The sequence below is a fragment of the Pantoea sp. SYBGC1 genome (genome assembly GCF_057197005.1).
This window is the reverse complement of record NZ_JBXUNM010000004.1, coordinates 24,250-43,705: the sequence shown is the minus strand read 5'-3', so window position 1 is coordinate 43,705 and position 19,456 is coordinate 24,250. Positions and strand designations below refer to the sequence as shown.

General features: G+C 56.0%; 17 protein-coding genes. 11 read left to right on the top strand and 6 right to left on the bottom strand.

The genetic code is table 11. The annotated features are described in order from the left end of the window. Nucleotides 1-110: 110 nt before the first annotated feature. On the bottom strand, nt 111-905 hold the full coding sequence (gene btuF, locus AC2CF9_RS09240; protein ID WP_484556817.1) for a vitamin B12 ABC transporter substrate-binding protein BtuF: 795 nt from the start codon (nt 903-905) through the stop codon (nt 111-113). Then, nucleotides 898-1,596 (bottom strand): 5'-methylthioadenosine/S-adenosylhomocysteine nucleosidase, encoded by a 699-nt coding sequence (gene mtnN, locus AC2CF9_RS09235; RefSeq protein WP_484556816.1) that lies wholly within the window; start codon nt 1,594-1,596, stop codon nt 898-900. The genes btuF and mtnN overlap by 8 nt, the downstream gene beginning before the upstream one ends. Nucleotides 1,597-1,692: 96 nt before the next feature. Between mtnN and dgt the strand changes: the two genes are divergently transcribed. From dgt to AC2CF9_RS09220, 3 genes are all read left to right on the top strand, one after another. Further along, nucleotides 1,693-3,186, top strand: a complete 1,494-nt coding sequence (gene dgt, locus AC2CF9_RS09230; protein WP_484556815.1) for a dGTPase — start codon at nt 1,693-1,695, stop codon at nt 3,184-3,186. 135 nt (nt 3,187-3,321) lie between these two features. Beyond that, on the top strand, nt 3,322-4,761 hold the full coding sequence (degP, locus tag AC2CF9_RS09225) for a serine endoprotease DegP (RefSeq protein ID WP_484556814.1): 1,440 nt from the start codon (nt 3,322-3,324) through the stop codon (nt 4,759-4,761). A 160-nt stretch (nt 4,762-4,921) separates the two neighbouring features. After that, on the top strand, nt 4,922-6,079 hold the full coding sequence (locus tag AC2CF9_RS09220; protein ID WP_150017923.1) for a CdaR family transcriptional regulator: 1,158 nt from the start codon (nt 4,922-4,924) through the stop codon (nt 6,077-6,079). 42 nt (nt 6,080-6,121) lie between these two features. Here the strand turns inward: AC2CF9_RS09220 and AC2CF9_RS09215 are convergent, their stop codons facing one another. The 4 genes from AC2CF9_RS09215 to map all read right to left on the bottom strand — a co-directional run bounded on the left by AC2CF9_RS09215 (nt 6,122) and on the right by map (nt 11,207). Beyond that, on the bottom strand, nt 6,122-6,514 hold the full coding sequence (locus AC2CF9_RS09215) for a DUF3461 family protein (RefSeq protein ID WP_039382714.1): 393 nt from the start codon (nt 6,512-6,514) through the stop codon (nt 6,122-6,124). Nucleotides 6,515-6,793: 279 nt separating this feature from the next. Beyond that, the gene (dapD, locus tag AC2CF9_RS09210; protein ID WP_039382717.1) at nt 6,794-7,618 is read right to left on the bottom strand and encodes a 2,3,4,5-tetrahydropyridine-2,6-dicarboxylate N-succinyltransferase; all 825 of its coding nucleotides are present in this window, start codon (nt 7,616-7,618) and stop codon (nt 6,794-6,796) included. Between the two features lie 74 nt (nt 7,619-7,692). Beyond that, the gene (gene glnD / locus AC2CF9_RS09205) at nt 7,693-10,350 is read right to left on the bottom strand and encodes a bifunctional uridylyltransferase/uridylyl-removing protein GlnD (RefSeq protein WP_484556813.1); all 2,658 of its coding nucleotides are present in this window, start codon (nt 10,348-10,350) and stop codon (nt 7,693-7,695) included. A gap of 65 nt (nt 10,351-10,415) precedes the next feature. Continuing rightward, entirely contained in the window at nt 10,416-11,207 is a 792-nt protein-coding gene (gene map / locus AC2CF9_RS09200; RefSeq protein ID WP_039382722.1) for a type I methionyl aminopeptidase, read from the bottom strand. A 320-nt stretch (nt 11,208-11,527) separates the two neighbouring features. Between map and rpsB the strand changes: the two genes are divergently transcribed. The 8 genes from rpsB to rseP all read left to right on the top strand — a co-directional run bounded on the left by rpsB (nt 11,528) and on the right by rseP (nt 19,434). Continuing rightward, entirely contained in the window at nt 11,528-12,253 is a 726-nt protein-coding gene (gene rpsB, locus AC2CF9_RS09195; protein WP_150017921.1) for a 30S ribosomal protein S2, read from the top strand. A 184-nt stretch (nt 12,254-12,437) separates the two neighbouring features. Continuing rightward, nucleotides 12,438-13,289: a translation elongation factor Ts gene (gene tsf, locus AC2CF9_RS09190; protein ID WP_039382726.1), complete on the top strand. Its 852-nt coding sequence runs from the start codon at nt 12,438-12,440 to the stop codon at nt 13,287-13,289. Between the two features lie 153 nt (nt 13,290-13,442). Further along, complete coding sequence (gene pyrH, locus AC2CF9_RS09185; protein ID WP_039382729.1) at nt 13,443-14,168, top strand: UMP kinase; 726 nt, start codon at nt 13,443-13,445, stop codon at nt 14,166-14,168. Between the two features lie 189 nt (nt 14,169-14,357). After that, nucleotides 14,358-14,915 carry a ribosome recycling factor gene (gene frr / locus AC2CF9_RS09180; RefSeq protein ID WP_150017920.1) on the top strand — a complete coding sequence of 186 codons (558 nt, stop codon included), beginning with the start codon at nt 14,358-14,360 and terminating at the stop codon, nt 14,913-14,915. 165 nt (nt 14,916-15,080) lie between these two features. Continuing rightward, complete coding sequence (ispC, locus tag AC2CF9_RS09175; protein WP_484556918.1) at nt 15,081-16,283, top strand: 1-deoxy-D-xylulose-5-phosphate reductoisomerase; 1,203 nt, start codon at nt 15,081-15,083, stop codon at nt 16,281-16,283. Nucleotides 16,284-16,444: 161 nt separating this feature from the next. Further along, nucleotides 16,445-17,197: a (2E,6E)-farnesyl-diphosphate-specific ditrans,polycis-undecaprenyl-diphosphate synthase gene (ispU, locus tag AC2CF9_RS09170; protein ID WP_039382733.1), complete on the top strand. Its 753-nt coding sequence runs from the start codon at nt 16,445-16,447 to the stop codon at nt 17,195-17,197. A gap of 18 nt (nt 17,198-17,215) precedes the next feature. Further along, entirely contained in the window at nt 17,216-18,073 is an 858-nt protein-coding gene (gene cdsA / locus AC2CF9_RS09165; RefSeq protein ID WP_484556812.1) for a phosphatidate cytidylyltransferase, read from the top strand. 11 nt (nt 18,074-18,084) lie between these two features. Continuing rightward, on the top strand, nt 18,085-19,434 hold the full coding sequence (rseP, locus tag AC2CF9_RS09160; RefSeq protein WP_150017917.1) for a sigma E protease regulator RseP: 1,350 nt from the start codon (nt 18,085-18,087) through the stop codon (nt 19,432-19,434). Nucleotides 19,435-19,456: the final 22 nt, after the last annotated feature.

Genomic DNA, 19,456 nt, shown 5'->3' with positions numbered 1-19,456 from the left:
CCTGGTGTAGTCAAAAGCGCGTTGCGCTAAAAGGGCACGGAGCTTACGTGGCTGCCGTGCCTGCTCTCTTTATTGTCGACACATGCGGGCTGAACTTTATGCGCGGGCGCTTATTTTTTTAGCGGATGCAGCGCAGCGCAGAGCTGCTGCGCGGCCAGCATCAGGCGCGGACCGGGGCGGCTCAGCCAGTCGGGGTTAATGGCAATCACCGGTACGCTGAGCTGTGAGCGCCAGAATTGGGCGACGCTGGCGGCCTGTGCGGTATCGCCGCTAATGACAATCGCCTGCGGCTGCCGTATCAGCACCTGCTCCCGGCTGACCTGCGGCCAGCTAACCCGGCTGTCGGCAAAAATATTCTGCCCGCCGCACAGCGTGACGATCTCATTTTGCAGCGTATTACGTGAAGCGGTAAACAGCGGCTGCTGCCCGAACTGCAGAAACAGCGCCACCGGAGCAGCGTGCCGGTAGCGCTGGCGCAATACGGCCTCCTGCGCCCGCAGCGCCTGCGCGGCTGAAACAGCCTGTTCCGGCCGCGGGCTCCAGCGCGCCAGCGACTGCACGGTATCCATCATCTCATCCAGGCTTTGTGGATCGATCCAGACCACCCTGACGCCAGCGTGCTGCAGCTGTTCAATCTGACGCGCCGGGTTACCGCCACGCCACGCCAGGACCACGTCTGGTTTCAGTTGCAGCACCTGCTCAACGCCGATGCCCTGCCAGTTCGCGACCTGCGGCAGCGTCCGGGCAGCGGGTGGATAGTCGGACCAGGCGCTGACCGCCACCGGTGTGATACCGGCGGCAAAGGCCATCTCTGTAAGATGCGGGGCGAGGGTAATGACGCGCGGAGCCGCTGACACCAGGCCGCTGCAGAGCAGCAGCAGCCCGGCGAGCAGCCACTTAGCCATGCGTCAGGCGGGCAAGCAGGCGCTCTGTCATCAGAGAGGATTGTCTGGCCGCCACGCTGAGAAACTCATCAAAACTCAGGTGTGAGGTTTTGTCGGCGACGTCAGAGATGGCGCGTACCACGACAAACGGCACGTTAAACTGGTGACAGACATGACCAATGGCGGTGGCTTCCATCTCTACGGCAATCGCCTGCGGAAACTGTGAGCGGATGCGTGCCAGCGGCTCTGCACCGTTGATAAACGCGTCACCGCTGACTACCAGGCCGCGCACGGCGTTCAGCTGCAGCTCGCTGATTGTCTGCTCAGCGGCCGTCACCAGCTGGCTGTCGGCCACAAACGCTTCCGGGCAACCTGCCATCTGACCCGGCACATAGCCAAAAGCGGTGACGTCAGCGTCGTGATAGCGTACTTCGTCAGAGACCACGATATCCCCGACCAGCAGCGTCGGCGCAAGGCCACCCGCAGAGCCGGTGTTGATCACCAGATCGGGTTTGCAGAGCTGCAGCAGCAGGGTGGTGCCCAGCGCGGCGGCCGTTTTCCCGATTCCTGATTTCAGCAGGGCAACCTCAACGCCATTGAGGGTGCCGGTATAGATTTCACATCCGGCCAGCTTCAGCGTCTGACGGTTTTCAATTTTGTCACGCAGCAGGGTAACTTCCTGCTCCATCGCGCCAATAATGCCTGCTTTCATAAAGAATCTCGCTGTGTTTATAGATGTTTAAGAGGAAACTGAGGCATAGTCTATCATGGCTTCAGAGCGATGAATTCACCAAAAAGAGGGCCCGCTATGGTGGCGATTAATTTCAGGAAGAAGATCGGTTTCACGCGCCCTTATACCAGCCGTAAAGCGCCGGAAGGTGAATACGCGATCACCCGCCATTTTGAGAGCGATCGGGGGCGGATCATTAACTCCGCCGCTATCCGCCGGCTGCAGCAGAAAACCCAGGTATTCCCGCTGGAGCGCAACGCAGCCGTACGCTCGCGGCTGACCCATTCGCTGGAGGTTCAGCAGACCGGCCGCTATATCACCAAGGAGATCCTCCATACCCTGAAAACCCAGGGCGGCGGGCTGGAGCAGTATGGCCTGGACGGCTTTGAAGGCGCCGCGGAGACGCTGGTTGAGATGGCCTGTCTGCTGCATGACGTCGGCAACCCGCCGTTTGGCCATTTTGGTGAAGCGGCGATTAATGACTGGTTCGAAGATAATCTGCCGGCAGAGCTGGTGGATCCGCTGGTCGCCGGCGTGGCCAGCGACGAACAGCAGGCTGACTTTAACGAACTGAATGCAATGATTCGCCAGGATCTGTGCAATTTTGAGGGGAATGCGCAGGCGATTCGGCTGGTCCACACGCTGCTGCAGCTTAACCTCAGCTATGCCCAGGTCGCCTGCATTCTGAAATATACTGCCCCCGCCTGGTGGCAGGGTGAGAAGCCGGCTGAATTCAGCGTCCTGATGAAAAAACCCGGCTTTTATCTCTCTGAACGGGAATATATTGCGGAGCTGCGCGTCGCCACCGATCTGGCGGAACATCATCGCTATCCGCTGACCTGGATAATGGAGGCGGCGGATGATATTTCATACTGTATTGCCGACCTGGATGACGCCGTTGAAAAAGCGATATTTACCGTGGATACGCTCTATCACGCGCTGGTTAAAGCCTGGGGGCCGCTGATTCCCGGTGATGCATTTAGCCGCACCATTGGTGAGGCCTGGAAAGAGGCGAATCAGAAAAAGCGGCGCAGCATCAGCGATCAGTTTTTTATGTCACTGCGCGTAAACGTGCAGAATCTGCTGGTAGGCCACGCGGTACGACGCTTTGTTGATAACCTGCCGGCCATTTTTTCCGGCAATTTTAATCACGCCCTGCTGGAAGATGATGGTGATGAAGGGCGTCTGCTGAAGCTGTTTAAAACCGTGGCGCGTCAGCAGGTATTTAATCACCCTGAAGTAGAGCAGCTGGAGCTGCAGGGTTACCGGGTAATTAAAGGTCTGCTGGAGATCTATCAGTCGCTGATGCAGCTCAATTATGAGCAATTTACCACCTTAATGAATGATGATTATCTGGCAGGCCATCCTATTGAGACGCGTCTGTTTCATAAGCTCTCCGGTAAACACCGTAAGGCATATCAGCAGCAGATGCGCGCGCGCGTCGTTGAGCATAAATATCAGCGGCTATTGTGGGAGCGCTATTATCGCTTCCGCCTTATTCAGGATTACATCAGCGGCATGACGGATAATTATGCGTGGGACGAATATCGCCGGATGATGGCGGTAGAATAGGGCCAGTTTTGTAAAGACGACGCATAAATATTTACCTTTAGTCAAAACTTTATCGCCTTTTTTGCGTATAAAATTTATCTCCGTTATGACGGCCACAGCAATGGTCAGGCTGCAACTTTCAGAGAGAAAAAACGAATGAAAAAAAACAGATTGATGCTGAGTGCGCTGGCACTGAGTCTGAGTATGGCGTGCGCGCCTGCTGCAGTATTTGCCGCTGAAACGGCGTCCTCCTCCAGCCAGCAGCTGCCCAGTCTGGCACCCATGCTGGAAAAAGTAATGCCTTCCGTGGTGAGCATTAACGTTGAGGGCAGCACTGCGGTAAAAACGCCGCGCATGCCGCAGCAGTTTCAGCAGTTCTTTGGCGATAATTCGCCTTTCTGTCAGGATGGATCGCCCTTTCAGGGATCGCCGCTCTGTCAGGGCGGCGGCGGCGCAGATGATGGCGCACCGGGCAACGCACAAAAACAGCCGTTCCGCGCACTGGGTTCCGGCGTCATTATTAACGCTGAAAAAGGCTATGTGGTTACCAACAATCACGTAGTGGACAACGCCACAAAAATTCAGGTTCAGCTCAGCGACGGTCGCCGCTATGAGGCCAAAATCATCGGTAAAGATCCGCAGTCTGATATTGCCCTGATTCAGCTGCAGGATGCGAAAAACCTCACCGCCATCAAAATGGCCGATTCCGATACGCTGCGGGTAGGTGACTATACCGTTGCAATCGGTAACCCTTACGGGCTGGGTGAAACCGTGACCTCCGGCATCGTCTCCGCGCTGGGCCGCAGCGGCCTGAATGTGGAGAATTATGAAAACTTTATCCAGACAGACGCCGCCATTAACCGCGGCAACTCGGGCGGAGCGCTGGTCAATCTGAACGGTGAGCTGATCGGGATTAACACGGCTATTCTGGCACCGGATGGCGGTAACATCGGTATCGGTTTTGCTATTCCCAGCTCGATGGTCAAAAACCTGACGGCGCAGATGGTGGAGTTTGGTCAGGTTAAACGCGGTGAGCTGGGGATCCTCGGCACCGAGCTGAACTCAGAGCTGGCGAAAGCGATGAAGGTTGATGCCCAGCGCGGCGCCTTTGTCAGCCAGGTTCTGCCGGGGTCTGCGGCGGCAAAAGCGGGCGTGAAAGCCGGCGACGTCGTGGTTTCACTGAATGGCAAGCCGCTGAGCAGCTTTGCTGCCCTGCGTGCTGAGGTGGGCTCGCTGCCGACGGGCACCAAACTGCAGCTGGGTCTGCTGCGCGAGGGTAAATCCCAGAGCGTGACGGTAGAGCTGCAGCAGAGCTCCAAAGATAAAGTGCAGTCGGCAACCATTTACACCGGTATTGAAGGCGCCGATCTCAGCAACGTGGAGAGCAATGGCCACAAAGGGGTGCGCGTTGACAGTGTGAAACCAGGCAGCGCGGCTGCGCGTATCGGCCTGAAGAAAGGTGACATCATCCTCGGAGTTAACCAGCAGGCGATCAACAACCTGGGTGAACTGCGTAAAATTCTCGACACCAAACCGCCGGTGCTGGCGCTCAATATTCTGCGCGATGACGCGTCGCTTTATCTCCTGATGCAGTAATTCTCCATACATAAACCGGGCGGGCTGCGGCTCGCCTTTTTTCTTTTGTGCGCCCGGTAACATTTTCCGCAATCTCTCCGCCACTATGTGCAATTGCACAATGTCAGCCGTCAGCAGGATGCGTATTCTGTCGGTTTGCCCCTTGCTCAGGAAGTGATCCATGGCGACCTCTCATCTTGATGCGCGTCTGGCGCAGGATATCGTTGCGCGCACCATGAAAATTATCGACAGCAACGTCAACGTGATGGATGCGCGCGGGCGCATTATTGGCAGCGGCGATCGTGAACGTATCGGCGAGCTGCATGAGGGTGCGCTGCTGGTACTGTCGCAGGGCAGGGTAGTGGATATTGATGAAGCAGTAGCAAAGCATCTGCACGGCGTGCGGCCTGGCATCAATCTGCCGCTGCGTATTGAAGGCAGCATCGTGGGGGTTATCGGGCTGACCGGAGAACCTGCTGCCCTGCGGCATTACGGTGAACTGGTCTGTATGACGGCGGAGATGATGCTGGAACAGGCGCGGCTGCTGCATCTGCTGGCACAGGATAGCCGCCTGCGCGAAGAGCTGGTGCTTAACCTGATCCGCAGCGACACGCTCTCGCCGACGCTGAACGAATGGGCGCAGCGGCTGGGCATCGATCTTAACCAGCCGCGTGTGGTGGCGGTAGTGGAAGTGGATAGCGGCCAGCTGGGCGTGGACAGCGCAATGTCAGAGCTGCAGCAGCTGCAGACGCTGCTGACCACCCCGGATCGCGATAACCTTATCGCCATCGTATCGCTGACGGAGATGGTGGTGCTGAAACCCGCGCTGAACGCGCACGGCCGTTACGATCACGACGATCACCGCCGGCGCGTTGACCAGCTGCTGCAGCGTATGAAAGAGAGTGGTCAGGTGCGCATGCGGATTGCGCTGGGCAATTATTTTCCCGGACCGGGCGGCATTGCGCGCTCGTGGCGTACTGCCCGCACCACTATGTCAGTCGGCAAGCAGCGTATGCCGGAGCAGCGCAGTTTTTTTTATCAGGATCTGGTGCTGCCGGTACTGCTCGACAGCCTGCGTGGCGGCTGGCAGGCCAGCGAGCTGGCGCGTCCGCTGGAAAAACTCAGAAGCATCGATAGCAACGGTTTATTACGGCGTACGCTGCTCGCCTGGTTCAGCCATAACGTGCAGCCTGGCGCCACGGCGCGCGCGCTGTTTATTCATCGTAATACGCTGGAGTATCGTCTGAACCGGATTTCAGAACTGACCGGACTGGATCTCGGCAATTTCGACGATCGGCTGCTGCTGTATGTGGCGCTGCAGCTGGATGAGCGGGCGTAAAAAAGGCCAGCAGCGCTGGCCTGAGCACAATTTGTAAGCGGATCAGCGGCTGTTACGGGTCAGCTGATCGAGATCGGCTTCAATTTCAGCGATCTTATTAGAGACCACGCTCTCCAGATGGCGCAGATCGTCGAGGATCTTGCGCTTCAGATCCACTTCAACCCGATCGCGCTGGCAAATCTGATCCAGCTCATCAATAACGTAACGCAGGTTAGGGCTGATCTCCTGAATTTCACGGAAGCCCTGACCGTTATGTTCGGCCACCACGGTTTTGCGCTGGCGCGGATATTTGAATTTCACGCTCTTGGCAAAAAATTCGCCTTTATCTTTGCGGAAATAGATTTTCAGGATGTCGTTGTTCGCTTCCTGACGCAGACTGTAACGATCGATGTCTTCAGGATTGCTGATACCTAAGCTTTTCAGGTTGTCATACATGGCGTTTAAATTCCCTCTGAGAGTGAGTGAGCGCGCAGACATGTCATCAATCGTTCCAGGCCAGATCCGGAACGCTTACGGCATACTTATAAACTTTAGACGAAAAACCGGGTCAGACAGTGCGCGTCCGGAGTTAACTGGCGCGGATTATGAACTGTTTGAAAAGTAAACGCACCAGTTAATTTGCGGCGCAAAACAGGTTATATCAGGCGGGGTGTAAAGAAAAAATGACGGCACTGTTGCCAGTGCCGTCACCAGAAAGAAAAGCGCTCAGAGAGGTTAATCGATAGTGCGCAGCAGTTCGTTGATACCCGTTTTGCTCAGCGTCTTAGCGTCAACTTTTTTCACGATTACCGCGCAGTAGAGGCTGTAGCTGCCATCTTTCGACGGCAGATTACCTGAGACCACCACTGAACCGGCCGGGACGCGGCCGTAGTGAACTTCACCGGTTTCGCGATCGTAAATTTTGGTGCTCTGGCCGATATAAACGCCCATTGAGATCACCGAACCCTCTTCGACAATCACGCCCTCAACGATTTCAGAACGTGCGCCGATAAAGCAGTTATCTTCGATAATGGTCGGGTTAGCCTGCAGCGGCTCCAGTACGCCGCCAATGCCCACGCCGCCGGAGAGATGCACGTTTTTGCCAATCTGCGCACAGGAGCCCACGGTGGCCCAGGTATCAACCATGGTGCCTTCATCGACAAAAGCGCCGATGTTGACGTAAGAGGGCATCAGCACGGTGTTACGCGCAATAAAAGCGCCCTGGCGTACGGCTGCTGGTGGCACCACGCGGAAACCCGCCGCTTTAAAGCGCGCGTCGTCCCAGCCAGCAAATTTCATCGGCACCTTGTCATAAAAGCGCGTTTCAGCCCCTTCCATAACCTGATTGTCATTGATGCGAAACGACAGCAGCACCGCTTTTTTCAGCCACTGATGCGTTACCCATTCGCCATCGATTTTTTCAGATACGCGCAGTTCGCCGCTGTCCAGCAGACCAATCACCTGATTGATCGCTTCACGGGTGGCACTGTCGACGCTGGCGGGCGTGATGTCAGCACGGCGCTCAAAGGCGGATTCAATAACGCTCTGTAACTGTTGCATAGCTATTTCCTGAGTCTGTCATACGGATGCCCGGACGTGTCCGGACAGGATTCAATTTATCTGTGCAGTGTGATTCAGGACACTTTATCGTTTGGATTAAGGGCCTCTGTCAACCGTTGTTGTAACACATCGCGCATTTCGGCATTCAGCGCGCGCCGTTCGCTGTTGGCGAGGATAAAGAGATCCTCAACCCGTTCGCCGATGGTGCTGATGCGCGCACCGTGCAGCGACACACCGAGATCGGCAAAGACTTCACCCACCCGCGCCAGCAGTCCTGGCTGATCGAGCGCGATCAGCTCCAGATAGCTGCGCCGATCGGTGTGGGTCGGCAAAAATTTCACGTCAGTATCCACGCTGAAATGTTTCAGGCGCGCGGACTGGCGACGGGTACGCGGCGGCACCCACTCCTGCTGCGTAATGGCCTGCTGCAATGCGTGAATAATCAGCGGGTGGCGATCGGGTGAAAGCGGACTGCCATCGGGTTCGAGGACGATAAAGGTATCCATGGCCATGCCGTCGCGGCTGGTAAAGATCTGCGCGTCGTGCACGCTGAGATTACGGCGGTCGAGCTCACCCGCTACGGCGGCAAACAGATAGGGGCGATCCGGGCTCCAGATAAAAATCTCCGTGCCACCGCGCGTCGCCTGCGGGCTGACCAGCACCAGCGGCTGGCTGAGGTCGTGGTCAATCAGATGACGGGCGTGCCACGCCAGCTGATTAGGCGTATGACGCAGGAAATAGTCGGCGCGGCAGCGGCTCCAGATATGGTGCAGCCGCTCTTCATTCAGGTTCTCCATGCGCAGCAGCGCCAGCGCCTGCAGACGATGGTGGCGTACCCGCTCGCGCAGATCCGGGCTATTTTCCATGCCGCGCCGCAGCTGCTTCTCGGTAGCAAAAAACAGCTCACGCAGCAGGCTCTGCTTCCAGCTGTTCCACAGGCTCTCATTGGTGGCACAGATATCGGAGACGGTGAGGCAGACCAGATAGCGCAGGCGGTTCTCATTCTGCATTATCTCGGCGAACTGCTGGATCACCGTCGGGTCCTGAATATCACGACGCTGGGCGGTGACCGACATCAGCAGATGATGACGCACCAGCCAGGCCACTAGCTGGGTTTCCCGGGAGTTGAGGTTGTGCAGCTCAGCAAACTCCAGCGCATCCTGCGCGCCCAGTATGGAGTGGTCGCCGTTGCGGCCTTTGGCAATATCATGGAGCAGCGCTGCCATCAGCAGCAGTTCCGGCTGGGGCAGGCGGGGCCAGAGCTCCACACACAGCGGATGCTTTGGCCGCGTGCTCTCATCGGCGAAGCTCTCCAGCTTCTGCAGCACGCGAATGGTGTGCTCATCCACCGTGTAGGCGTGAAACAGATCAAACTGCATCTGGCCGACCACGTTGCCCCAGAGCGGCGTATAGGCGGAGAGTACGCTATGGCGATGCATCGGCAGCAGCGCGCGTTTTACCGCGCCGGGATGACGCAGGATCGCCATAAAAGTGCGTCGCGCCTCAGCAATCTGGCACAGCGGCTGCCGCAGATGGCGGCGCGCATGACGCAGCTGGCGCAGGGTAGTGGAGTAGATCCCGGTAATGGAGGCGTTGCGTACCATGACATAGAACATGCGCAGAATGGCCTGCGGCTCGCGCTGAAACAGATCCGGGTCGCGCAGATCGATCAGATCGCCGCGTAGCTGAAAATCATCATCCAGCGCGCGCGGCTTTTCGGTCGCTGGCAGGGCGAGGATCGCTTCATCAAACAGCTGCAGCAGCATCTGGTTCAGCTCGCTGATGCGGCGCGTTACGCGGTAGAAATCTTTCATCATGCGCTCAACCGGCTCGTTGCCTTCGCCGGAGTAGCTGAGGCGATGCGCCACGGTCAGTTGCCGATCAAAAAGCAGGCGGTTGTCGTAGCGTGGCAGCGTCAGATGCAGGGCAAAGCGGATGCGCCAGAGAAACTCCTGACACTCGTTGATCTCATTGCGCTCCGCTTCGGTCAGAAACCCAAAGCCCATCATCTCATCCATAGTGGTGGCACCAAAATGACGCCGCGCCACCCACTGCAGGGTATGGATATCGCGCAGGCCGCCCGGACTGCTTTTGATATCGGGTTCGAGATTGTAACTGGTGCCGTGGTAACGCTGATGGCGCTCCTGCTGCTCTTCAATTTTGGCCGCAAAAAAGCGCGACGAGGGCCAGAAGCCTTCGCTGAAAATATTCTTCTGCAGCTCAAGAAACAGCGCTACGTCGCCGGTCAGCATGCGCGACTCAATCAGGTTGGTCGCCACGGTAAGATCGGATAAGCCCTCCAGCAGGCACTCCTCAAGCGTGCGCACGCTGTGTCCCACTTCAAGCCGCAGATCCCACATGAGCGTGATCAGTTCAGAGGTGCGCTGCGCGGCGGCCTCATCAAGGGGCTGGCGACTGAGGATCAGAATGTCGATGTCCGACAGCGGATGCAGCTCGCCACGGCCATAGCCGCCCACCGCCACCAGCGCCATATCACTTAGCGTATCAAAACCAAAGAAACGCCACAGTCGTCGCAGCAGACGATCGATAAACAGCGTGCGCGTGTCGATCAGCGACTCCACGTCGCTGCCGGCATCAAAGGCGAGGCTCAGCGCGTGCTGAAACTGCTCCAGCGCGGCTTTCAGCTGTTCACGCGTTAGCGCGTCGTCAGCCCAGCCGGCGGGTGAATCGGTGAGAATTTTGTGTACTGCCTCGGTCACGTTACCGCTCATCAACATGCCCCTTCGCGCATTAAAAAGCCGGCATTAAGCCGGCTCAGTGGGTAGCAGAGAGAGGATCAGACGTTTTCCAGCCGCGCCGGAATAGTGTCATCCTCACGCAGCGTCAGAATCTCACAGCCAGTTTCTGTCACCACAATAGTATGCTCATACTGCGCGGACAAGCTGCGATCTTTGGTTTTCACCGTCCAGCCATCCTTCATGGTGCGGATGCGGTAATCGCCTGCGTTAACCATCGGCTCCACGGTAAACGTCATGCCGGCCTGCAGCACCACACCGCTGTCGTCGGCGTCATAGTGCAGCACCTGCGGCTCCTCATGAAAGCCTTTGCCGATACCGTGACCGCAATACTCACGCACCACGGAGAAATCCTGCGCCTCAACGTATTGCTGGATCGCGCGTCCCAGCTCACGCAGGCGGATGCCTGGCTTAACGAGACGCAGAGCGATATAGAGGCTCTCCTGCGTCACGCGGCAGAGGCGCTCGCCGAGGATAGTGGGCTTGCCGACAATAAACATTTTTGAGGTATCACCGTGATACTCATCTTTAATGACGGTGACATCAACGTTCACGATATCACCCTCTTTCAGGACGCGATCGTCGCTGGGAATACCGTGGCACACCACCTCGTTTACCGAGATGCAGACCGATTTAGGGAAGCCGTGATAGCCAAGGCAGGCAGAAACCGCCTGCTGCTGCTGTGTGATGTGCTCGTGGCAGAGGCGATCAAGCTCACCGGTAGTGACACCCGGCACAACGTGAGGAGCGATCATTTCCAGCACTTCAGCGGCCAGGCGGCCCGCCACACGCATTTTTTCGATTTCGTCAGGAGTTTTGATTGAGATAGCCATGAATTTTTCCGCAATCGCCGAAATTTTCGACAATAATGAGTTCTGTGGCAGTCATGTTAGCAGGCAGCAAATGGGCTGCCAAATCGGGATTGCCGCACACGTTTTGCGCTAACAACCGCTGGCGTATTTATCCCTGTTATGGTATAAAGCGCGCCGACGATTCTCTGCTGTCTTACGAAAGCGAGACGGCAGGAAGCGCATAAATCTCATTATGTGTACTAAAACACACATGTATCGACACATACGCCGGGGTGCCTTGAAAGAGGTCGGTCGTATGGGATACATGGAGGCCCAACCCCAAACATACTTTAGAGGTAATCATGGCAACTGTTTCCATGCGCGACATGCTCAAGGCTGGTGTTCACTTCGGTCACCAGACCCGTTACTGGAACCCAAAAATGAAGCCATTCATTTTTGGTGCACGTAACAAGGTTCACATCATCAACCTTGAGAAAACTGTACCAATGTTCAACGACGCTCTGGCTGAGCTGCAGAAGATCTCTTCTCGCAAAGGTAAAATCCTGTTCGTTGGTACCAAGCGCGCTGCTGCTGAAGCGGTAAAAGAGTCAGCTCTGAGCTGCGACCAGTTCTTCGTTAACCACCGCTGGTTAGGTGGTATGCTGACTAACTGGAAAACCGTTCGTCAGTCAATCAAACGTCTGAAAGATCTGGAAACTCAGTCTCAGGACGGCACGTTCGACAAACTGACCAAGAAAGAAGCACTGATGCGTGCTCGTGAACTGGCCAAGCTGGAAAACAGCCTGGGTGGTATCAAAGACATGGGCGGTCTGCCAGATGCGCTGTTTGTTGTTGATGCTGACCACGAACACATCGCAATCAAAGAAGCAAACAACCTGGGTATCCCGGTATTTGCTATCGTTGATACCAACTCTGATCCAGATGGCGTTGATTTCGTTATCCCTGGTAACGACGATGCGATCCGTGCTGTAAGCCTGTACCTGACTGCTGTTGCCACTACCGTGCGCGAAGGCCGTTCACAGGACCTGGCTGAGCAGGCTGAAGACGCGTCTTTAGAAAACGCTTAATAAGGATTGCTCTTTCTGAGAGCCCTTAGACATCAGATGTTATCTGTATAAGGGGCCGCACAGGCCCCTTTTATTTATCTCCGTCTGTCGCGCTCCCTGTTACGGGCTGGCGGGGCAGAGTAAATTTTCCGCAACAGGTTTCTGCGCGTGCGCATGCACCCGGAAACGAACCGAGGATTCTGGAATGGCTGAAATTACCGCTGCATTGGTAAAAGAACTGCGTGAGCGTACTGGCGCAGGCATGATGGACTGCAAAAAAGCGCTGACCGAAGCGAACGGCGACATCGAGCTGGCAATTGAAAACATGCGTAAGTCTGGCGCAATCAAAGCTGCGAAAAAAGCAGGCAACGTTGCAGCTGACGGCGTGATCAAAACCAAAATCGTTGATGGTTACGGTGTGATTCTGGAAGTTAACTGCCAGACTGACTTCGTTGCTAAAGATGGCGGTTTCCAGGCGTTTGCTGACAAAGTTCTGGATGCAGCTACTGCCGGCAAAATCACCGACGTTGAAGCGCTGAAAGCACAGTTCGAAGAAGAGCGTGTTGCACTGGTTGCTAAAATCGGTGAGAACATCAACATCCGTCGCGTAGCAGTACTGGAAGGCGCTCAGCTGAACAGCTACCAGCACGGCGCGCGTATCGGCGTTCTGGTTTCTACCACCGCTGCTGATGAAGAGCTGAGCAAGCAGATCGCAATGCACGTTGCGGCAAGCAAGCCAGAGTTCGTTAAGCCAGAAGATGTTTCTGCTGACGTGGTTGAGAAAGAGTACCAGGTACAGCTGGATATCGCGATGCAGTCTGGTAAGCCAAAAGAGATCGCAGAGAAGATGGTTGAAGGCCGTATGAAGAAATTCACCGGCGAAGTCTCTCTGACTGGTCAGGCTTTCGTTATCGACCCAAGCAAAACTGTGGGTCAGGCGCTGAAAGAGAAAGGCGCAGATGTTATCAACTTCATCCGCTTTGAAGTGGGCGAAGGCATTGAGAAAGTTGAAACCGACTTTGCAGCTGAAGTGGCTGCAATGTCCAAACAGTCTTAATGAGTGACCGGAACCGCCGCGAGGCGGTTCTTTTTTGTCTGCGTTTTGGCGCAGCGATTTTCAGTCTCATCCCAATAGCTTTTTTGACGCGCTAAGCGGATGATCCACCAGATTTAACTTCTCATTCATCTTATCCTCCAGGAAGAATTGACCATGGCGACCAACGCAAAACCTGTATACCAACGTATCCTACTGAAACTGAGCGGCGAGGCCCTGCAGGGTGCCGAAGGTTTTGGTATCGACGCGAGCGTGCTTGACCGCATGGCGCAAGAGGTGAAAGAGCTGGTTGAGCTGGGCATCCAGGTAGGTGTGGTGATTGGTGGCGGCAACCTGTTCCGTGGCGCAGGTCTGGCTCAGGCGGGCATGAACCGCGTAGTCGGCGACCACATGGGTATGCTGGCGACCGTCATGAACGGTCTGGCAATGCGTGATGCGCTGCACCGCGCCTATGTGAACGCACGTCTGATGTCTGCCATCCCGCTAAACGGCGTTTGTGACAATTACAGCTGGGCTGAAGCGATCAGCCTGCTGCGTAATAACCGCGTAGTGATCTTCTCTGCCGGTACCGGCAACCCGTTCTTTACCACCGATTCTGCTGCCTGCCTGCGCGGTATTGAAATTGAAGCGGACGTCGTGTTGAAAGCGACTAAAGTAGATGGCGTTTACTCAGCCGATCCGGTGAAAAATCCAGACGCAACGCTGTACGATCAGCTCAGCTACGCTGAAGTGCTGGAAAAAGAGCTGAAAGTTATGGATCTGGCCGCCTTTACGCTGGCGCGTGACCACGCGCTGCCGATTCGCGTCTTCAATATGAATAAGCCTGGCGCACTGCGTCGTGTGGTAATGGGTGAAAAAGAAGGCACCCTGATTACGCATTAATATCCGACGCAAGGTAAAATAAGGTATATTCTGATAGCGCAGTGCCTGACGCTGCGCCACTACCTGACATAATCGATGCTGCAGACGACTTGTGCGTCAGCAGCAGGTAGCAGGATGATCGATGTTTATCGATACCAGTTCCGACGCGTGCGGAAATGGCCAGGTCAAACCGAATCCAAGGGTTTTAACGTGATTAACGATATTAAAAAAGATGCCGAAACACGCATGGAAAAGTGCGTGGAAGCATTCAAAAGCACCATCAGCAAAGTGCGTACCGGTCGTGCTTCACCTTCACTGCTCGACGGCATTGTGGTGGAATATTACGGTACTCCTACGCCACTGCGTCAGCTCGCCAGCGTAACGGTGGAAGATTCCCGTACGCTGAAAATCAACGTGTTCGATCGCTCTCTGGGTCCGGCTGTTGAGAAGGCGATCATGGCGTCCGACCTCGGCCTGAATCCAAGTTCAGCCGGCACCGACATCCGTGTTCCGCTGCCTGCGCTGACAGAAGAGCGTCGTAAAGATCTGATCAAAATCGTTCGTGGCGAAGCAGAGCAGGGGCGTGTTTCCGTGCGTAACGTTCGCCGTGACGCCAACGATAAGATCAAAGCGCTGCTGAAAGATAAAGAGATCAGCGAAGATGACGAACGTCGTTCACAGGATGATATCCAGAAAATGACCGACCTTCACATCAAGCATGTTGATGCTGCGCTGGCAGAAAAAGAGAAGGAGCTGATGGACTTCTGAGTCTGTCAGCCCGATCTGTATCTGCTGGAGGCAGGTGAGCGCCTGCCTGTAACAGATATAAAACGCCGTTCAGAGCCGTATTCGTACCGAATGCACTCTGGCGGCGTTTTACATTGTGCCTGGCGCCGTTGCGGGCACCCATGATGACTTCACAGGGATAGCATGATGAAGCAATTAACCCTTCTGGGATCCACTGGCTCAATTGGCACCAGCACGCTGGCGGTTGTCGGCGCGAATCCCGACCTTTATCAGGTCACGGCGCTGGTCGCAGGGCAGAACGCCGCGCTGATGGCTGAGCAGTGCCAGCAGTTCCGGCCGCGCTATGCGGCGATGTCTGATGAGACCGCCGCTGCTGACCTGTGTGAGCGACTGAGAGCACTCAACGTCGATACCGAAGTGCTCTCCGGCGTTCAGGCAGCCTGCGATCTGGCGGCGCTGGATGAGGTTGATCAGGTGATGGCGGCGATTGTCGGCGCCTCGGGCCTGCAGCCAACGCTGGCAGCGATTCGTGCCGGAAAAACCGTGCTGCTGGCTAACAAGGAGTCACTTGTCACATGCGGCCGCTTGTTTATGGAGGCGGTGCGTCAGCATCAGGCGCAGCTGCTGCCGGTTGATAGCGAGCATAATGCCATTTTTCAGAGTTTGCCCGCTTCCATACAGCATCAGTTGGGGTACGCTGATCTGCGGGAGAACGGGATCGACTCGATTCTCCTTACGGGATCGGGTGGTCCTTTTCGTGACACGCCACTGGCCGATCTGGCTGCTATGTCGCCGGATCAGGCCTGTGCGCATCCGAACTGGTCAATGGGGCGCAAAATCTCCGTTGATTCGGCCACTATGATGAATAAAGGTCTTGAATACATTGAAGCCCGCTGGTTGTTCAACGCCACTGACGCGCAAATGGAGGTCATCCTGCACCCGCAGTCGGTGATCCACTCTATGGTGCGTTATTGTGACGGCAGCGTGCTGGCGCAGCTGGGATCGCCTGATATGCGCACACCGATTGCTCACAGCATGGCATGGCCTGCACGTATCGCCGCTGGCGTCACGCCGCTTGATTTCACCCGAATGAAAGCGCTGACGTTTGCTGAACCCGATTACGTACGCTATCCCTGCCTGAAGCTGGCAATCGATGCGTGTACTGCAGGGCAGGCGGCCACGACGACGCTGAATGCAGCAAATGAAATCGCGGTAGCAGCGTTTTTGCAGCATCAGATTCGCTTTACCGACATTGCCGCCCTCAACAGCGAAGTACTGGCCACGCTCAGCTCTCCGGAGCCAGCCAGTATTGATGAGGTGCTGGAAATCGATCGGCTGGCGCGGCAGCGGGCAAAAGCACTGCTGTCACGCGTCACTCTGGCTGGCTGATAGCCCCGCTATTTGTTCGCTCTGGCTGAAAATGGTATAGTCGCTCGCGTTTTACGGCACGACATTGTTTCGATGTCATCCGGCTTACGGGCCGGCCTTTGCCGCAGGCGCAATGTATTCAGAAAACACAGCATTTCTGATGAAAGGAATTATTACGCGTTATGTCGTCCAACAATCACAATACAATCGATGACGGGTCGTACTGCACACCACGTCACGTGGCCATCATTATGGATGGTAATGGTCGCTGGGCAAAAAATCAGGGCAAACTGCGTATTTCAGGCCACAAAGCCGGGGTAAAATCGGTTCGCCGTGCCGTCAGCTTTGCGGTCAGCCACAAGCTGGAAGCGTTAACGCTCTATGCGTTCAGCAGTGAAAACTGGAGCCGACCGCCGCAGGAAGTGACGGCGTTAATGGAATTATTTATCTGGGCTCTCGACAGTGAAGTAAAGAGCCTGCATAAGCATAATGTACGTCTGTGCATTATTGGTGATATCAGCCGTTTTTCTGGTCGTATTCAGGAACGCATTCGCCGCGCCGAGGAACTGACTCAACAAAATAATGGACTGACCCTCAACATTGCTGCCAACTATGGCGGCCGTTGGGATATTATCCAGGGTGCCAGGAAACTGGCCGAACAGGTTCAGGAAGGGCTGCTGCGTCCTGACCAGATAACCGAAGAAAGCCTTGCTCCCTACCTCTGTATGCAGGAGCTGGCGCCGGTGGATTTAGTGATAAGGACCGGGGGAGAGCATCGAATCAGCAACTTCCTGCTGTGGCAGATAGCCTATGCTGAGTTCTGGTTTACCGATGTTCTTTGGCCTGATTTTGATGAACATGTTTTTGAAGGTGCACTGAATGCATTCTCTCTGCGGGAGCGACGCTATGGCGGCGCTGCACCAGGCGGCGCCTGAGCTACCTGGGGGTAACCTTTGCTGAAGTCTCGTCTGATCACCGCGTTTATTTTGATTCCGCTGGTGATCGCTGCGCTATTCTGGTTACCGCTGTCTGGTTTCGCGATTACCACGATTGCTATCTGCATGCTCGCCGCCTGGGAGTGGGGGCAGCTGGCCGGTATGGCTACCCGCCAGCAGCGCGTCTGGCTGGCGCTGCTCTGCGGCCTGCTGCTGGCAGCGATGCTGTTTACCTTACCGTCCTATTCTCACGATGTGCATCAGCCTCAGCTGGAAAGCTCGCTCTGGGCCGCACTTGGCTGGTGGGTCGTTGCGCTCTTTCTGGTGCTGTTCTATCCCGCCTCTGCCGCACTCTGGCGCGGTTCGCGTCCACTTCGTCTGCTGTTTGGCGTGCTGACTATCGTCCCGTTTTTCTGGGGCATGATCGCGCTGCGGCAGTATCACTACGACATTGATCACTTCGCCGGTGCCTGGTGGCTCCTGTTCGTTATGCTGCTGGTATGGGGCGCGGACTCGGGTGCCTATATGTTTGGTCGTCTGTTCGGCAAACACAAGCTGGCGCCTAAAGTCTCGCCGGGTAAAACCTGGGAAGGCTTTTTTGGCGGGCTGCTCTCCTCCGCTGTCATCGCCTGGCTGTTTGCGCTGCTGGCTCCGCTGACGGTGGCGCCGGGCACGCTGATTGCGTGTGCCGTTGTTGCCACGCTCGCCTCGGTACTGGGCGATCTCACTGAAAGTATGTTTAAGCGTGAAGCGGGCATTAAAGACAGCGGAAATCTTATTCCCGGCCACGGTGGTATCCTCGATCGTATCGATAGCCTGACAGCGGCCGTGCCGGTATTTGCCTGCCTGCTGCTGCTGGTGTTTCATACCCTCTAGGAGCAGCCACTATGTTAAGCATTCTCTGGAGTTTTGCTGCTTTCATCGTCGCGCTGGGCGTGCTGATCACCGTGCATGAGTTTGGCCACTTCTGGGTGGCACGCCGCTGCGGCATCTATGTTGAACGCTTTTCTATCGGTTTCGGTAAAGCGCTCTGGCGACGGACTGACCGGCAGGGGACAGAGTATGTTATTGCGCTGATCCCCCTCGGCGGCTATGTCAAAATGCTGGATGAGCGCGTAGAGAGCGTTTCCGCTGAGCGCCGCCACGAGGCGTTTAACAACAAAACCGTGCTGCAGCGTGCTGCTGTCATCGCCGCGGGGCCGGTTGCCAATTTCCTCTTCGCTATCTTCGCTTACTGGCTGGTCTTTATGCATGGCGTGCCCGGCGTACGACCGGTGGTTGGCGAAATTGTGAGCGGCTCCGTCGCGGCGGAAGCGCAAATTCAGTCAGGCATGGAACTTAACGCAGTTGACGGTATCGAAACGCCTGACTGGGATGCTGTGCGCATGGCCCTGATTGGGAAAATCGGTGATGAGAGTACCACGCTGACCGTTTCTCAGTTTGGCGAAAGCGCAACTCAGCAGAAGCGGGTTGATCTGCGTGACTGGCAGTTTGAGCCAGACAAGCAGGATCCGGTGGTAGCGCTCGGCATTCGTCCACGCGGGCCACAGATTGAAACCACGCTGGCAGAAATACAGGCTGATTCACCCGCCAGCGCTGCCGGTTTGCAAGCGGGCGACAGGATCGTTAAAGTCGATGGTCAGCCGTTAACGCAGTGGCAGGCATTTGCCGGGCAGGTACGGGATAACCCGGGTAAACCAATGGCGCTTGAGGTTGAGCGAAATGGCGCCCGGCAGTCCCTGACGCTGACGCCAGCCGCGAAGCCGGGCAAGCCTGAAGAGGGGTTCGCTGGCGTTATTCCGCGCGTGCAGCCGCTGCCTGACGCGTATAAAACGGTGAAGCAGTATGGGCCGGTGGCCGCTATCGGTGAGGCAGGGGTCAAAACCTGGCAGCTGATGAAGCTTACGGTGTCGATGCTGGGTAAGCTGATTACAGGTGATGTAAAGCTGAATAACCTGAGCGGCCCGATTTCGATTGCGCAGGGTGCCGGTTTATCAGCGGAGTACGGGGTGATTTATTATCTGATGTTCCTGGCGCTGATAAGCGTCAACCTGGGCATCATCAACCTGTTTCCGTTACCGGTTTTAGATGGTGGGCATCTGCTTTTTCTGGCGATCGAAAAGATCAAAGGAGGACCGGTGTCCGAGCGAGTTCAGGACTTCAGTTATCGCATCGGCTCAATTTTGCTGGTGCTGTTAATGGGGCTTGCACTTTTCAATGATTTCTCTCGCCTGTAACGTCTGGAACGCAGACAGGCGC

Excerpts from the sequence above, each read along its gene's own strand:
- rseP (WP_150017917.1), top strand. The coding sequence starts at position 18,085 with ATGTTAAGCATTCTCTGGAGTTTTGCTGCTTTCATCGTCGCGCTGGGC.
- AC2CF9_RS09215 (WP_039382714.1), bottom strand. The coding sequence starts at position 6,514 with ATGTATGACAACCTGAAAAGCTTAGGTATCAGCAATCCTGAAGACATC.
- map (WP_039382722.1), bottom strand. The coding sequence starts at position 11,207 with ATGGCTATCTCAATCAAAACTCCTGACGAAATCGAAAAAATGCGTGTG.
- pyrH (WP_039382729.1), top strand. The coding sequence starts at position 13,443 with ATGGCGACCAACGCAAAACCTGTATACCAACGTATCCTACTGAAACTG.
- degP (WP_484556814.1), top strand. The coding sequence starts at position 3,322 with ATGAAAAAAAACAGATTGATGCTGAGTGCGCTGGCACTGAGTCTGAGT.
- glnD (WP_484556813.1), bottom strand. The coding sequence starts at position 10,350 with ATGAGCGGTAACGTGACCGAGGCAGTACACAAAATTCTCACCGATTCA.
- ispC (WP_484556918.1), top strand. The coding sequence starts at position 15,081 with ATGAAGCAATTAACCCTTCTGGGATCCACTGGCTCAATTGGCACCAGC.
- tsf (WP_039382726.1), top strand. The coding sequence starts at position 12,438 with ATGGCTGAAATTACCGCTGCATTGGTAAAAGAACTGCGTGAGCGTACT.
- btuF (WP_484556817.1), bottom strand. The coding sequence starts at position 905 with ATGGCTAAGTGGCTGCTCGCCGGGCTGCTGCTGCTCTGCAGCGGCCTG.
- ispU (WP_039382733.1), top strand. The coding sequence starts at position 16,445 with ATGTCGTCCAACAATCACAATACAATCGATGACGGGTCGTACTGCACA.
- AC2CF9_RS09220 (WP_150017923.1), top strand. The coding sequence starts at position 4,922 with ATGGCGACCTCTCATCTTGATGCGCGTCTGGCGCAGGATATCGTTGCG.
- mtnN (WP_484556816.1), bottom strand. The coding sequence starts at position 1,596 with ATGAAAGCAGGCATTATTGGCGCGATGGAGCAGGAAGTTACCCTGCTG.
- dgt (WP_484556815.1), top strand. The coding sequence starts at position 1,693 with ATGGTGGCGATTAATTTCAGGAAGAAGATCGGTTTCACGCGCCCTTAT.
- rpsB (WP_150017921.1), top strand. The coding sequence starts at position 11,528 with ATGGCAACTGTTTCCATGCGCGACATGCTCAAGGCTGGTGTTCACTTC.
- dapD (WP_039382717.1), bottom strand. The coding sequence starts at position 7,618 with ATGCAACAGTTACAGAGCGTTATTGAATCCGCCTTTGAGCGCCGTGCT.